Annotated in this window: 15 protein-coding genes and 4 tRNA genes; 6 read left to right on the plus strand and 13 right to left on the minus strand. The window is 50.5% G+C overall.

Annotation, left to right across the window (positions count from 1 at the left end):
- Positions 1-190: 190 nt before the first annotated feature.
- From ACO6UX_RS12020 to ACO6UX_RS12030, 3 genes are all read right to left on the minus strand, one after another.
- Positions 191-266, minus strand: a tRNA-Phe gene (locus ACO6UX_RS12020).
- A gap of 36 nt (positions 267-302) precedes the next feature.
- Positions 303-378: transfer RNA gene (locus tag ACO6UX_RS12025), tRNA-Phe, on the minus strand.
- Between the two features lie 165 nt (positions 379-543).
- Complete coding sequence (locus tag ACO6UX_RS12030; RefSeq protein WP_422447821.1) at positions 544-1,509, minus strand: MBL fold metallo-hydrolase; 966 nt, start codon at positions 1,507-1,509, stop codon at positions 544-546.
- A 257-nt stretch (positions 1,510-1,766) separates the two neighbouring features.
- Between ACO6UX_RS12030 and ACO6UX_RS12035 the strand changes: the two genes are divergently transcribed.
- Complete coding sequence (locus ACO6UX_RS12035) at positions 1,767-2,945, plus strand: serpin family protein (RefSeq protein WP_422447823.1); 1,179 nt, start codon at positions 1,767-1,769, stop codon at positions 2,943-2,945.
- Positions 2,946-3,049: 104 nt separating this feature from the next.
- On the opposite strand, the gene ACO6UX_RS12040 is transcribed toward ACO6UX_RS12035, so the two are convergent.
- From ACO6UX_RS12040 to ACO6UX_RS12065, 6 genes are all read right to left on the minus strand, one after another.
- Positions 3,050-3,616 carry an ISAzo13-like element transposase-related protein gene (locus ACO6UX_RS12040; RefSeq protein WP_422447954.1) on the minus strand — a complete coding sequence of 189 codons (567 nt, stop codon included), beginning with the start codon at positions 3,614-3,616 and terminating at the stop codon, positions 3,050-3,052.
- A gap of 58 nt (positions 3,617-3,674) precedes the next feature.
- A complete protein-coding gene (locus tag ACO6UX_RS12045) occupies positions 3,675-4,214 on the minus strand; it encodes a chorismate--pyruvate lyase family protein (protein ID WP_422447825.1) in 540 nt (179 codons plus the stop codon).
- Between the two features lie 56 nt (positions 4,215-4,270).
- On the minus strand, positions 4,271-5,356 hold the full coding sequence (locus tag ACO6UX_RS12050) for a BMP family ABC transporter substrate-binding protein (protein WP_269672022.1): 1,086 nt from the start codon (positions 5,354-5,356) through the stop codon (positions 4,271-4,273).
- Positions 5,357-5,443: 87 nt separating this feature from the next.
- Positions 5,444-6,370 (minus strand): ABC transporter permease, encoded by a 927-nt coding sequence (locus ACO6UX_RS12055; protein ID WP_422447827.1) that lies wholly within the window; start codon positions 6,368-6,370, stop codon positions 5,444-5,446.
- Positions 6,370-7,470: an ABC transporter permease gene (locus ACO6UX_RS12060; protein ID WP_422447829.1), complete on the minus strand. Its 1,101-nt coding sequence runs from the start codon at positions 7,468-7,470 to the stop codon at positions 6,370-6,372. The genes ACO6UX_RS12055 and ACO6UX_RS12060 overlap by 1 nt, the downstream gene beginning before the upstream one ends.
- The gene (locus tag ACO6UX_RS12065; RefSeq protein WP_422447831.1) at positions 7,470-9,152 is read right to left on the minus strand and encodes an ABC transporter ATP-binding protein; all 1,683 of its coding nucleotides are present in this window, start codon (positions 9,150-9,152) and stop codon (positions 7,470-7,472) included. The genes ACO6UX_RS12060 and ACO6UX_RS12065 overlap by 1 nt, the downstream gene beginning before the upstream one ends.
- A gap of 141 nt (positions 9,153-9,293) precedes the next feature.
- Here ACO6UX_RS12065 and ACO6UX_RS12070 point away from each other — a divergent pair, with 141 nt between their 5' ends.
- The 5 genes from ACO6UX_RS12070 (at position 9,294) to ACO6UX_RS12090 (ending at position 10,842) form a co-directional block, all read left to right on the plus strand.
- Positions 9,294-9,461 (plus strand): rubredoxin, encoded by a 168-nt coding sequence (locus ACO6UX_RS12070; RefSeq protein ID WP_422447956.1) that lies wholly within the window; start codon positions 9,294-9,296, stop codon positions 9,459-9,461.
- Positions 9,462-9,663: 202 nt separating this feature from the next.
- Positions 9,664-9,936 (plus strand): HU family DNA-binding protein, encoded by a 273-nt coding sequence (locus tag ACO6UX_RS12075; protein WP_163371979.1) that lies wholly within the window; start codon positions 9,664-9,666, stop codon positions 9,934-9,936.
- 208 nt (positions 9,937-10,144) lie between these two features.
- Positions 10,145-10,468: a helicase gene (locus ACO6UX_RS12080; protein WP_269672018.1), complete on the plus strand. Its 324-nt coding sequence runs from the start codon at positions 10,145-10,147 to the stop codon at positions 10,466-10,468.
- A gap of 167 nt (positions 10,469-10,635) precedes the next feature.
- A tRNA-Leu gene (locus tag ACO6UX_RS12085) sits at positions 10,636-10,722 on the plus strand.
- A gap of 33 nt (positions 10,723-10,755) precedes the next feature.
- A tRNA-Leu gene (locus tag ACO6UX_RS12090) sits at positions 10,756-10,842 on the plus strand.
- Positions 10,843-10,928: 86 nt separating this feature from the next.
- On the opposite strand, the gene ACO6UX_RS12095 is transcribed toward ACO6UX_RS12090, so the two are convergent.
- The 4 genes from ACO6UX_RS12095 to ACO6UX_RS12110 form a co-directional block, all read right to left on the minus strand.
- Complete coding sequence (locus ACO6UX_RS12095) at positions 10,929-11,981, minus strand: tyrosine-type recombinase/integrase (protein WP_422447834.1); 1,053 nt, start codon at positions 11,979-11,981, stop codon at positions 10,929-10,931.
- A gap of 11 nt (positions 11,982-11,992) precedes the next feature.
- A complete protein-coding gene (locus ACO6UX_RS12100) occupies positions 11,993-12,199 on the minus strand; it encodes a hypothetical protein (RefSeq protein ID WP_422447836.1) in 207 nt (68 codons plus the stop codon).
- A gap of 13 nt (positions 12,200-12,212) precedes the next feature.
- A complete protein-coding gene (locus tag ACO6UX_RS12105) occupies positions 12,213-13,472 on the minus strand; it encodes a hypothetical protein (protein WP_422447838.1) in 1,260 nt (419 codons plus the stop codon).
- 74 nt (positions 13,473-13,546) lie between these two features.
- A complete protein-coding gene (locus ACO6UX_RS12110) occupies positions 13,547-13,870 on the minus strand; it encodes a hypothetical protein (RefSeq protein WP_422447840.1) in 324 nt (107 codons plus the stop codon).
- Between the last annotated feature and the right edge of the window lie 13 nt (positions 13,871-13,883).

The following is a 13,883-nucleotide window of genomic DNA, read 5'->3' on the forward strand; positions in this document are numbered from 1 at the left end:
GAAACCATGTACTAGACATAACGCGTATGTAGAAGACGATGGATGCTTATCAATCGTTGCTTATTTGTTGAGCTGCACAGTGCAACCATTGCGCCTGACACAGCAAAACCTGTCGTCAGGTTTGGCTGTACTTGCTTTTTTGAACTCCAATAACAAAAAAGCCTTGAGCAAGGGCTCAAGGCTTTTTATATGGTGCCTAGGGGCGGAATCGAACCACCGACACGCGGATTTTCAATCCGCTGCTCTACCAACTGAGCTACCCAGGCTAAATTCTGGCACATGTATTTTTTATCATTTAAGTGTGGTGCCTAGGGGCGGAATCGAACCACCGACACGCGGATTTTCAATCCGCTGCTCTACCAACTGAGCTACCCAGGCGCTGTTCAAACAACGAAAACGATGTGCGAGGCGTATTAAACGGATTTCACCCTGGAGAGTCAAGTCATATATAAATTTTTATGGTCAGTCGGTGAGTATGCAAGCCGGGGATCATCAACCCGTCGTTTATTAACCGTGTACATTTCTCTATTGATACCAACTTTACTATACGCCATGCAGTTGATCCCAAACTTCCTGGTCTCGCTCGGCAGTCCAGATTCTCGGCCAGTCGATACCAGCAAACTCATCCCAGAGGCGCTGAACATCAAATGGCAAACAGTGCTCAAAAATGGGCCAGCTACCATACCGGGGGGCCAGGCTTTTATGGGATGCGGCAAAGGCTTCGGTTAACGTTCCCCCGTTTTTATAAACGGTCCCTACCTGATCAATCAGGGTCATGAGGAAAGTGCGACTTTGCTCGATAGCGGCATCAACATGATCCCGACCATGTACAACTGCACCCCGGCCACCAACCAACGTCTCAGCACCGTAAGCCTCAACCTTGTCCAACGTGGTGGTGGACCAGTCAAAATGGAAAGCATCACCGGTATAAAGTGCAGCCTGGGCCTCAACAAGATCTCCCGCAAACAGAATGTTATGCCGGGGCAGCCAGGCACAGATATCCCCGGCGGTATGACCCCGTCCACAGTATTCCAGCACCAGGCTTCCCCGAAGCCCACCCAGCGGGATTTCTAATCGATCATTAAACACAATATCAGGATGGGTCAGCCCCTGGATTCCTTCAGGCTCCCGGAACAACCTGGGCATTCGACGAAACTCACTGTCCCAGTCCTCCATACCACGCTCTTCAATCAGGAACCGGGTGTTCTCATGGGCAATAATCGATTCGGCTGAGAAGGCGGCGGCACCGAGTACACGCACTGCATGGTAGTGGGACAAAACCAGATACTTAACAGGCTTTGTTGTATGCCGTCTGAGTTCCCGTAACCAGTCGGACGCCGCCCTTGGTGTTGCCCGAGCCTCAAAAGCAATAAGGAAGTCTTCTGCCTCAATGGCCCCGACATTGGGATCCCCCTCAGCGGTAAAGGCATAAACACCCTCTGCCAGCACTTCAAGCGTCTCTTTTTTGGGTTCCAGATCTCTTGATGATGCAAACGCTTTCTTAGCCATCCTGTTAAGCCTTCGATTTCAGAAAAGAATTTTTCCCTGAAAGAAAAATTAAGTAAATCATTTGGAGATCACTATAGCCAAATAAAATCAACAACAACCATCTATCTGGCAAAAATAACAATGACATTTAATTTTCAAACAATTATTTACAGAATAAAAATACCTCCTATCATTTAACCGGTCAGAACTTGCCATGTTTGATTATAAATAATGTGCTGGTTCAGATAAAAATATTACGATTGGAGGCTTGAATATATATGAATAATTTACCCTCTAGTGACTACCCCAGAGCTCCATCCAATACGTTCTGGGACAACAGTGATTTACCCCTCCCGCAATCCTCAACACAGTCGGCTGATTCCCCAGATTCTGGTACATCAGTAACAAACAATGTCCAACCCTATTTGAAGGGGCTTGTCGATGACGTACAGGAATTTGTTAGAGAATTAACATTATTCGAACGATCAATTAACATTGTCACCTCACCTGCTCTGGTCACAACATCAGAGGCGATCACTACCAATTTAAGATATATGGCGGACTCTATAGGGGATACTGGTGAGCCTTATCAAGCAGGGGATATTGGTGAGCTTCATCAAGCTCGACCATTGATCAAAAGCACCGAAGAAGGCATACATGTCTTTTCAAAAAGACCAAAGATTGATGGAATTCTGAGACAATCCCAGATTCCTCATACAACCAGTGAAGCTTTTTTTCACAAGGGACCTGAACAGGCCACGGCAGAGCTCAATGAGCAAATAACAAAAGACACCCAGGGCCTGATTACTGATTTTCTGCAAGCAAAAGACCTGGATAATCCAGACCTGGCGTTTCAACTGGTCACCTGGTTATTGCAACAGGTCTCATGGCAGTTTCCTTTTAGAGTGATGAATGAAAATGAGAGTTCAGAAATGACATGGGAAAATGCAACCCACTCAGAAATACAGTGGATGGAAAGTGGAAGTGTACAACCCATTAAGCACATAAAAAATAAAGACTATGACTTTGTCGCTGTTCCTGTTATGGAATCGGGCATGAAAGCAGTGTTTGTTTTACCGCCAGAAGGGGAAACTAATCCCGGTAGTGAAGATCTCAACCAGGTTTTGTCAAGTGGACTCACCACTATCCTGGGCAAATCCGGAAGTAAACACGCGGTGCTAACGCTGCCCAAGTTCAAGTTCAATTATCAATTTACAAAAATATGTGAAGAGGCTGAAGCCAAGGGTAAACATATAGCAGCATTGGACGTTGATGAAAATGGAGCGGCGGTAGCTGCTGCGTCATCTATACTCTCATACGATTTACATATACCTCCTGAAAAACTTCTTCGCTTTAAATTTGACCATCCATTCTACCTGGCAATAATTAACCATAAAAATTCCAACGACCCAAGGGTTATTGGCATGGCCCAGATTAATCATCCCGGAAAGAGCTGATTAACCTTTTTTACTTCTTGCTGCCACGTTCCCAACTGGCAGTAAGAAGTAAGATAATCAGCAAAGCGCTTATTAAGGAATAGTCCCGAAATAACTTCCTCATTTCACCCAGCTTCAGGGATAGCTCTATAGTTCCATTTTGGGAGAATTTTATCGAACTGAATGGTCATTTTCTCCTTGAAATCAGCCGCATACTTCCGGCCAGCCTCAAAGACCTTGTCGATGATTCTGGTAGTTACGGCAAGTCCTGTTGTCTCTGTTTTACTCATGTAGTATGCCGCTGTTTCAATGCTTTCCAGCGATACGCCCTGACAGGCGCGTGTCACGTGTGGGAACAAGCGGTGTTCAACGGGGTTGTATTTAGAGCAGTATGGTGGATAGTGCGCTATCCGGATCTCCACACCCAGACGATTCGCCAGCGCCTGCAGATCTTCCTTGAAAATATATGCCGACGCACTGTTACTGCCACCACCGTCACACAACATGAGCAATTCATTCTGACCCGGATAGCCCCTTTGCCCCTCTTCATTCCACCACAGTTCAACGCTTTCGCAGGCAAACTCAGAAGTTCGGCATGCTGTCCCATGGTTCGCTTTTTCTGTGGTTTCCGACGCCGGTAACCATTCTTGTGCAGTAAGCGGGAAACGATATTTTTGCTGGCAGTAAAAAATTTACTGGCATACTGCAATGCCGCTTCACATGCTACCAGGAGGTAACCAGGCGCTATTCTCAGACAGCCCCTCTGCTCTCACGCTCAGGCAAAAAAACCTCACAAACAGAAATAGGCTTATCCCGCAAAAAAAACAGGGATCGTCTGGCCCAGGCGATTTCTGCCGTAAATTCCACATCAAGGTGTGCGTTAAATTCACTGGCTTTGATATCGGCAACTTCAATCGGTCCACGGCGCAGGCCGGGCTGACTGAAAATATATTCACCTAATGGCCTGTCCTCCAGTTCCAGAAGTACTCTATTCTCACCGGACAGACTGGACTCCGGTAACACACTGCGGGCAAAAACCACCGGTTGACCTGAGCCAAACAGCAGGACTTCTCTTATGCTGGCACGCTGATCATCGCAATGAAGAAAGGCTTTCTCTGATGCATCCGGCTCCTGCCAATCATGGGAAATGACCCGGACAAAAAAATCGTTGTTGTGTGCTTGTTTCAGCCGTCGGGTCAACGAATGTTGATCCAGTATCATCTCACGCAGTGCGCTGGGTATCGCTTTGGCATCCCGGGCGGGTTGCCAGTTCATGTCAGCAAAGGGCATCGGCAGTACATCCTGCCTGGAGCCGATGACTCCAGGATCTGTCAATCAAGTGGGGATCAGTTAGGCAAAGAGCCTTCAACGCCCTCCACATACCAGTTCATGGACAGAATATCACCATCGTTCAGCTTTGTACCCTCTGAAACTTTAATGGAACCATCCTGTGCCTTGATGGGGCCTTCAAAAATGGTGAAGGTGCCATCGGCAATCTGTGTCTTGAAGGCTTCGACCTGGGCAACAACGGTTTCAGGAATGGCTTTGTTATAAGGGGCCATTTCAACCATGCCTGCGGAGAAGCCGCCCCATACATCTTCTGCCTTCCACTGCTTATCCAGTACTGCTTTGGCCGTGTCAGTATAGAAGCCCCCCCAGTGAACCATGCTGCCGGTCAGGTGGGCATCGGGACCAAAGCGTGTCATGTCCGTGTCATAGCCAAAGGCAAATACCCCTTTGTCCTGGGCGGCCTGCACCGGAGCGGGTGAGTCGGTGTGCTGGTTGATGATGTCGGCACCCTGGGCAATCAGTGACTCAGCCGCCTCACGCTCTTTGGCAGGGTCGTACCAGCTGTTGATCCAGACCACTTTCACGGTGGCATCCGGGTTGACACTGCGCAGGCCGAGGGTAAAGGCATTGATCCCCTGGACCACTTCAGGAATCGGGAATGAACCCACATAGCCAATCACATTGTTTTTGGTCATATGTCCGGCAATCACGCCCGTCAGGTAACGGCCTTCATAGAAGCGGGCGGAGTAGGTGCCAACATTCTTGCCACGCTTGTAACCCGTGGCGTGCTGGAACTTAACGTTGGGAAATTGCTTGGCCACTTTCAGAGTTGGGTTCATGTAGCCAAACGAGGTGGTAAAGATCAGGTCGTGTCCCTGCTGTGCCAGTTTACGGATGACCCGCTCGGCATCGGCACCTTCAGAGACACTCTCAACATAAGTGGTTTCGATATTCTTGCCCAGCTTCTCAACCATCTCCAGTCGGCCTTCATCATGACCATAGGTCCAGCCAGCATCACCCACCGGGCCGACATAGACAAAGCCCACTTTCAGCGGCTTTTCAACCGCCGACGAGAGTGTCGACAGGGTCATCAATCCGGCCGTGGCCACAGAGACGAGGGCCTTTTTAATCAGGGATTTCATGGGATGATCCACTCCTTACAGGTCTGTTTTATCGTTAGATTAATGGCCTGAGTTCCCTGTCAGGCCGGGTTGGAACCGTTTTAAAGATTACCCCGCCGGGTGGTAGGGTTTGCCAAGGGACATTGGTGCCAGCAACCGGCTTCTGGACTGGTTGCTTGATAGCAGTACCAGCACCACAATGGTCGCCAGATAAGGCAGGGTCGCCAGCAGGTTGGATGAGATAGAGGCACCCATCCCCTGCAGTACCAGATGCATAATGCTTGCCAAGCCAAACAGCCAGGCCCCCAGTAATACCCGTTCTACCTTCCAGCTGGCAAATACCACCAGCGCCAGGGCAATCCAGCCACGCCCTGCGGTCATGCCTTCTGCCCACAGCGGCGTATAGGCCAGTGACAGATAAGCCCCCCCGAGGCCCGCCATGGCACCACCAAACAGTAACGCCAGCCACCGGGTCCGTATTACCGGTAAGCCTACAGCCGTGGCTGAGTATGGGCTTTCCCCGATGGCTTTCACCATCAGGCCGGGGCGGCTGAAGCGGAAGAACAGCCAGATAGCCAACGCGATACCCAGAGAGCAGTAAACCAGAATGTCCTGATTGAACAGGGCTTTACCCAGCACCGGAATGTCTGATAACAGCGGGATCAACATGGGTTGGAAGCCTGCCAAAGCCTGACCGATGTAGTCAGTGCCCACATAAGCACTCAGGCCTGCACCAAAAATGGTCAGGGCCAGGCCGGTAGCCACCTGATTGGCCCGCAACTGGATCGCCAGCAGGCCAAACAACATGGCCATGGCCATGCCAACCAGCAGACTCATTATCACCCCGAAGATCAGGCTGCCTGTGGTGAGTGCGGCAATAAAGCCGATCACCGCGCCCATCAGCATCATGCCCTCCTGCCCCAGGTTAAGCACGCCGCTCTTTTCACACACCAGTTCCCCCAGGGCAACCAGCAGCAGTGGCGTACCGGTTCGAACCATGGCAAACAGAATGTTAGTGATCAGGTCCATATCCATTAGCCGTTGACTCCTACATGATGTCCCTGAGCCGGGGGTTGATAAGTAGAGATGTTCAAGCGGTAACTGATCAGAAAATCACAGGCCAGCAGAAAGAACAGCAACATCCCCTGAAACAGACTGCCCATGGCCAGCGGCAGGCCAAGGTCAATCTGACCCATCTCGCCCCCCATATAAACCAGCGCCATCAGCAGGCTGGCCAGTAAAATACCAATAGGGTGCAGGCGACCAAGAAAGGCAACAATAATGGCCGCATAACCGTAGCCGGGGGAGACCGATGGCACCAGCTGACCAATCGGGCCACTGACTTCCGAGATACCGGCAAGCCCGGCCAAAGCACCGCACAGCAACAGGCTGAAATACACCAGACGGCGCTCACGGAAACCGGCAAAGTGCCCGGCACTGGCATCCAGACCAATGACCTTCAGCTGAAAGCCCAGAAAGGTCCTGGTCATCAGGACCCAAATGCACACCCCGGCCAGCAGTCCGAAGGCCAGACCAATATGCAGGCGGGTTCCTTCCAGCAACAGTGGCAGCGTGACCACATCGGTAAACAGTGCGGATTCCGGGAAGTTAAAACCATGGGGATCTTTCAGGGGGCCGTGCACGGCATAGAGCAGCAGATTCAGGGCAATATAGTTCAACATAATAGTGGTGAGGATTTCATTGGTATTGAAATGATTCCTCAGCACCGCAGGGATCAATGCCCAGAGCAAACCAGCCACAGCGCCGGTTATCAGTACCGCGGGGAGCACCCAGACGCCTTCCGAATCCATCCAGCTCAGGGCGGCCCAGCTGCCCATCAGAGCCCCCATCAGTAACTGTCCTTCCGCGCCAATGTTCCAGATATTGGCTCGAAAACACACCGCCAGCCCCATGGCACAGAGCAGTATGGGGGCGGCTTTGACACCCAGCTCGGACAGGCCATAGCTATCGCTGATGGGCAGAATGAAGAAGGTATATAAGCCGGTCCACGGGTTCTGCCCCTGCATGGCAAAAATCACACTCCCGGCCATCAGGGTGAGCAACACCGCCAGAACGGGGGACAGATATTTCATCAGGCTGGAGTCTTGCGGCCTTCTTTCAATGGCAATCTTCATCAGGGGGTATACTCCTTTGCCTGTCTGTCAGGTTCCATTGCCATCGGTGCTGAGGCTGATTTTTCCGGATGACCAAACACACCGGCCATCCATTGACCCACTTCGTTAATGGAGGTTTCCCTGACCGGTTTCACCGGCGACAGTTTGCCGTGGCAGAGTGCACCAATTCGGTCCGAAATCTGGAACAGTTCATCCAGGTCTTCAGAAAGCACGACGATGGCCGTGCCCTTGTCCCGCAGATCAATCAGGGACTGATGGATCAGGTTGGCGGCACCAACATCAACGCCCCAGGTAGGGCTGGCACAGATCAGCAGTTTGGGATTCTGTAAAATTTCACGGCCAATAATGAACTTCTGCAAATTACCGCCGGACAGGCTTTTGGCATCCGCTGAGTTGCCGTGGGCTTTTACACGAAAGCGACTGATAACGTTGTTGGCAAATCCGTGAATTCGTCGCTGTCTTAAAAATCCCCCGGACACCAGGTTTTGTAAAAAGCCAGTGAGCAGGCCATTATCTGACAGCGACATGTCGGGCACCGCTCCCCGACCCAGGCGCTCTTCCGGCACGACGGCCATGCCCAGGCGTCGTCGTTTACCGGGGGTTAGCTGGCCAATGGGCTGGTTATCCAGCGTGATAAAGTCCGGTGAGGTAGCCAGTCTCTCCCCGCTGAGCAGCTGAATTAATTCTTTCTGGCCATTGCCCGCTACACCGGCGATGCCAAGAATTTCCCCGGGTTTTACCGAAAAATGGATGTCATGCAATGGGGTGCCAAAGTCACCCAGTGCCGCTTCCGTCAGCCCTCTGACGACGAGGCGTTTATCGTCATTCTTATTGGTGGAAAAACTGTAGCGCTGACCCAGTGTCGTCTGGCTGCCCACCATCATACTGGCCATATCCTCAGTGCTGGTGGTTTTCGGATCACAGGTTCCGGCAATCTTTCCGTGTCTCAGTACCGTGGCGCTATCACACAGGGCTTTAACTTCCTGAAGCTTATGGCTGATAAACAGCAGACTGCAGCCTTCAGCGGCCAGCTTTTTCAAGGTGACAAACAAACTGCTGACTTCCTGTGGTGTCAGCACTGAGGTGGGCTCATCCAGAATCAACAGGCTAATGTCTTGTACCAGGCAGCGGATGATCTCAACCCGCTGGCGCTCTCCGGTGGATAAACTGTGCACATGACGATGAGGGTCAATGGGCATACCGTAATGGCTGGAGATTTCCTCGATGCGTCGGGCCAGATCCTTCAGCTGGCCTGCTGCTCTTTTATCCATCGCCTTCCCGTAAAAAGAGAGCGCAATGTTTTCCACCACGGTTAAGGTTTCAAACAATGAGAAGTGCTGGAATACCATGCCGATGCCAAGGCGTCTTGCATGGGCTGGCGATTTCAGGGTGTGCTGCTGGCCATCAAACCAGATATGTCCGCTGTCTGGTTGCGTCACGCCATAGATGATTTTCATCAAGGTACTTTTGCCTGCACCATTTTCGCCCAGCAGCGCATGGATTTCGCCAGGCCGGATGGCCAGGCTTACCTGATCATTGGCAACAACACCCGGATACACTTTGGTGATTCCTGCACAGCGAATACGGTAGCAGCGCTCTTCACCGCTGCGGTTGTCAAAAACAGTGCCTTTGCTGTCCAGGCGGTGTGAACGGCTGGATTCCGGCTCGTGACTTGCGGGCATGATGATCTCTGATAACGTATATTTATTCTTCTTGGTGAATCTTTGTTTACAGATTGACCTGTTGAGCATTTGGGGTGATTTCAAAAGCACAAAGCATACCAGAAACAAACAACAGTTAGCATGTATGAACCGGAGAGAATGATGAAAAAGTGGCAGTGTATTGTCTGTGGTTTTGTCTATGATGAGTCTGTCGGCTGGCCTGACGATGGCATACCTGCCGGAACGGCCTGGGAGGATGTTCCGGAGGACTGGCTCTGCCCGGATTGTGGAGCCAGCAAATCTGACTTTGAGATGATGGAAGTGGGTTGAATGATCGAAAAACCCGGATTTCTGACAAAAATCCCACAAACAGTTGGTTCAGACTATTGCCCTGAGAGCGGCTGTGTTTTAGTCTGTTTTTGTCTGTGAGCCATACACCTGTAGTCAAGAGCTGCTGCTGTCCTTGCTCAGGAAGCGAGAAACCCTTGATTCAAGGGAAGAAACAAGAAAAACAAAACGGAGTGTATTTCCTATGCGTAAACCCGATCTGGTCAATGTCATCGCTGACGAAGCGGATATCAGCAAGGACAAGGCTTCCCTGGCGCTCAATGCCATTCTTGAAGCCATCACCAGTGCCATGAAATCAGCAGACTCTGTCAACCTTGTTGGCTTTGGTACTTTTGAACAGCGCAGCCGTGCTGCCCGTACCGGTAAAAATCCCCAAACCGGCGAAACCATCCAGATTAAGGCCAGTAAGACAGTGGCTTTCAAGCCGGGCAAAGCCCTGAAAGAAGCCGTAAACTGATAGCTCTCTATCTGGCCAGCTGCGATTGATGTGCCAGATAAACCGGCTACCGGTTTCACCATCTTCATAAATACTGTTTGCACAACCTCTCAGAAAGCATTTTTCCATTGCCAGCTTTTGCAAGCTGCGCCATGGGGAAGTGTTTTTTTATATAGAGTTCGGGACTGAAGTAGTGAAATTCAAATTGTTGTTATGGGCACTGGGTTTCATGATGAAACGTGCCAGTCGAAAGAACCCCTCATTTCAAAAGACGCTGGAAGGCCAGGACCTGACCTTTCAGCTCAGCAGTAAAGACGGTGTCGCCCGGCACTATATTGTCAAAGACAAACAGGTTTACCCGGTTGCCGGAACCACCACCGAGCCAACATTTGAGCTTTCTTTCTCCAGTGCCACTAAAGGCTTTGAAATCCTGACGGCAAAAAATACCCAGGAAGCCTTTATGCGTGGTGTCCAGGAGCAGAATATCGTGGCAACCGGTGATCTCAGTAAAGTGATGTGGTTTCAAACCATGACCAGAGCCATGAAGAGATAGTCAATTCCACCCTCTTTACGCCTTGCTATTGGGTGTGAGGTGAATAACCGATAGCTGGATACGTAGCTTCCATAATCTTTGGTTAATCTGATGTTAAGTGGTTGACAGTCCATCCAGTGATCTCTAATATGCGCCGCATCGCTGAGATGTTGGACAGCGATGGCAAGGCCCAGGTGGCGGAATTGGTAGACGCGCTAGCTTCAGGTGCTAGTGACTGTATGGTCGTGGAAGTTCGAGTCTTCTCCTGGGCACCAAACATCGTTAAAAAGTAGTAAATTGTCGTATATGCCCAGGTGGCGGAATTGGTAGACGCGCTAGCTTCAGGTGCTAGTGACTGTATGGTCGTGGAAGTTCGAGTCTTCTCCTGGGCACCAATTCTCAAAGATATGTCGTGTAATTATCGGCAAAAAAAACCGGACAACTGCCCGGTAATATCTTCTCTTATTTCTCTTCCTTTTTGTTATCTTGTACCCTGTACTTCCTGGGTTTTCCGGATATAGATTTTCTTCGCTTCCAGTGTTTTGTGGCCGGATACTAATCCTTCATGGTCAGATACACCTTTGGCTTTCAGATCGTGAAAGTGCCACTTCTCGTTAATCAGTCCTTCATCTACGGCGCGGTTGATCAGTTTCTGCCACTGGCTGTCCAATGTGTTTTTGTGCATTTTTTGTCCCGGTCTCATCGGAATGCCTTTTTTACCGGTTACCTCAGGTGCACCAAACACGTATTCGAACTTCTCGCCATTGCTGTAGTCCTCAAGAAGTTTGAGTGCTTTTCTCAGTCTCGGTGTCCAGAGGGTGATTTCATCCAGCGATCCTTTACCCCGTTTCAGTTGTACACCTTTTTCCAGTAATTGATCCCGCTGCATATTGATTAGCTCGGAACGTCTTGCACGACAGATATAGGCAAACTCCATCATTGCTTTCCAGAACGGATTGGCCAGATAGTAAACGCAGGCGTAGTCTTCATCGCTGACGTACACATCCTGACGGTTCGGTCTTGGCAGGGCTTCGCAATCCAGAGATGGGTTTGGTGGCACACCTTCCAGGTGGCTTCTGCCCCAACTCCAGGCGCTGGAGATTAATTTGCGGACAATGGCCACGGCCCCGAGTTTATCTGAATACTTTTCATAGAACCGGTTAAGTGATGGCGGGGTGATCAGCGTCAGGGGCACATTACCGAAAGTACCATATCCCTCGACGGGGAATTTTTTTACTTTGGGGGTGTAGAGCCTTTTATTGTACTGCCAGTCTTTGCTTTGGCTTTTGAACTTTTTTGACTCCAGGTATTCATCCAATAGCCAGCCCAATGTCTGGTCGGAACTTTTCTCCAGGTTCTCAATGGCCATATAGAGTTTGGACATGGCCATGGTTTCTGGCCCCAATACAATCTCGGCTCCGAATACATTCTTTTTACCAACTCGCCCGTGGTAAGGCTTATAGATGAAGCGTCCTTTACTTCGATAGACGCCATCCGGCAACTGGGCATTCTCTTTTTTGCGTGGTCTTCCCATCAATACATCTCCTACAGGAATTTGAGTGGTTGTTTTTTGGGTGGTTGTGGTTCGGTGCCAATCAATGGCTGGTTAATGGCGGCGTAGGTGGTGACTACTTCGCCATTACGTCCGTAGTAAAACGGTATCCTGTTTTGAATCATCCATTTGATCAGTGCCGTTTTTTGCTTAATGCCTGACCACTCCATCAGGTCGGGCTGGGAAATAAGCGCATCCATATCGCCGACCCGGTTAAAAGAATTTCAGGATGTCGTACCCCAGAACCGGCTGGGCATTGCTGGTGGTCAGTCGTTTACTGTTCCGGTTGTGGAAGCAGATCTCGGAAGGGTCATACATCAGACCGTACTGCCAGCCCTTATCGGTGAGCAGGTATTTGCCTCTCTTGCCCTGACCCGTCCATTTGATAATCCTGTGCTTCTCCAGTACTTCCACCACATGCTGACGGCTGCGACCAATAAATTCGCCCAGCTCCACCAGGGAGAAGTAATCGTCCAGTTCGTAGCGGTTGCGTTTGCGCTTTTGTTTTCTTTGCACAGGCTCGTCATCGCTGTCAGATCCAACCACCGCAGGATCAGCATAGCGGCAATCCTGATCGATCGATTCAGTTTTGGATTTATCGGGGAGAGCCGGTTGCAATCGGTCCAGCACGGTCTGATACCATTTCACCTGCTTTACTGGCGCACCACTGTTATGGGCTTTTCCGGTATCAAGGATTTCACAGAGTGGCTGACCCTGATCGGTAGGTGTCCACTGGTTATCGATTTTGATTTGAAGTCCTGCCGCTTCCAATAGTTTGTTTACCTGCCGGGGATCTTGGGTTGGAGTCATCATCTGCCCGAGCTGGGTTGGCGTAAACGTCATGGCCTGGACAGGCGCCACCAGTTGTTTCTGCCCCATGGCTTCCAGTGGCGAAAAGCCGATCTGGCTTTTCAGTAACCGGTCAGCGCAGAGCAGTTTCTGATTACCGGTAAAGCCCAGTGCCTCGGCAAAGGCAATGGCTTTCAGGGAGGTGGCCATATTGATTTCCAGCAAAGCCTGGGGTGTGGATAACTCTGGTTGATAAATCCCGGGCTTGTGCAACGCAGGCATAGTGTCGTGACGGGCAAGCTGCTTTTCACGCTTATCGTCAATCGCTTCCTGTCTTGCCTGTTTGCCTTCCTGGGTCATGGCAGAAAGCAGGACATGGTTCGCCGCATTCACAGAAAAGTGATAAACCCTTCTGGGTCGACCTCCGGAACTTTGCAACATCAATGTTGTAAAGTCTTGGCCCTCGGTAAACTCATGCTTTGTAATCTGTCGCTTAATCGCCTGAGCTACGGTTTTCGACTCCAGGTTAAAGCCGCACACTTTTTGCAGCAGCTCCTCGCCTTCCACTTGTTCATATCCCTCAGGAGTGAGGCGAATAATTCCGGCACGACGGATTTTAAGTTCGGCCTGATCCAGGCTGGTGATCAGGTTGGCGTTGTTATTGGCAGGTACTGTGCTGTCCATAGTCAGTGTCCTTTGATGCTGGCTTGTTGATAACCTGGGTGTTCAGGTTTTCCTCAGGGTGTGGGTTATTGCTTTCAGTGAATATTGGTGATCTTTTGTATTGTCGTTTGCTGATCAATTTCCCGGATGCGTTGCAGGATCAGTCCGGTTACCAGCATGGCCTGATCCCGCGCCCGGGGGCTGTGGATGCCGACAGTAATGGCCACAATCAGCGTGGTCATTTCAATCAGTACAGTTTCTGCATCCAATAGCTGGCCTTCCATTTCGTCACCGATCCGATCTGCCAGCATGATTTTTTTTGCCAGTTCCTTTTCCTCCTTTTCCGAGCAGAGACCAGCGGTCTGCTTCTGTTTTATCTCTATGGCCAGGGCCAGATCATCGGGTGTGAGTGGGCTCATTCCGGCTTTCATT

Origin of the sequence: Endozoicomonas sp. ALB091, assembly GCF_049310265.1 — a bacterium.
GTDB lineage: Bacteria > Pseudomonadota > Gammaproteobacteria > Pseudomonadales > Endozoicomonadaceae > Endozoicomonas.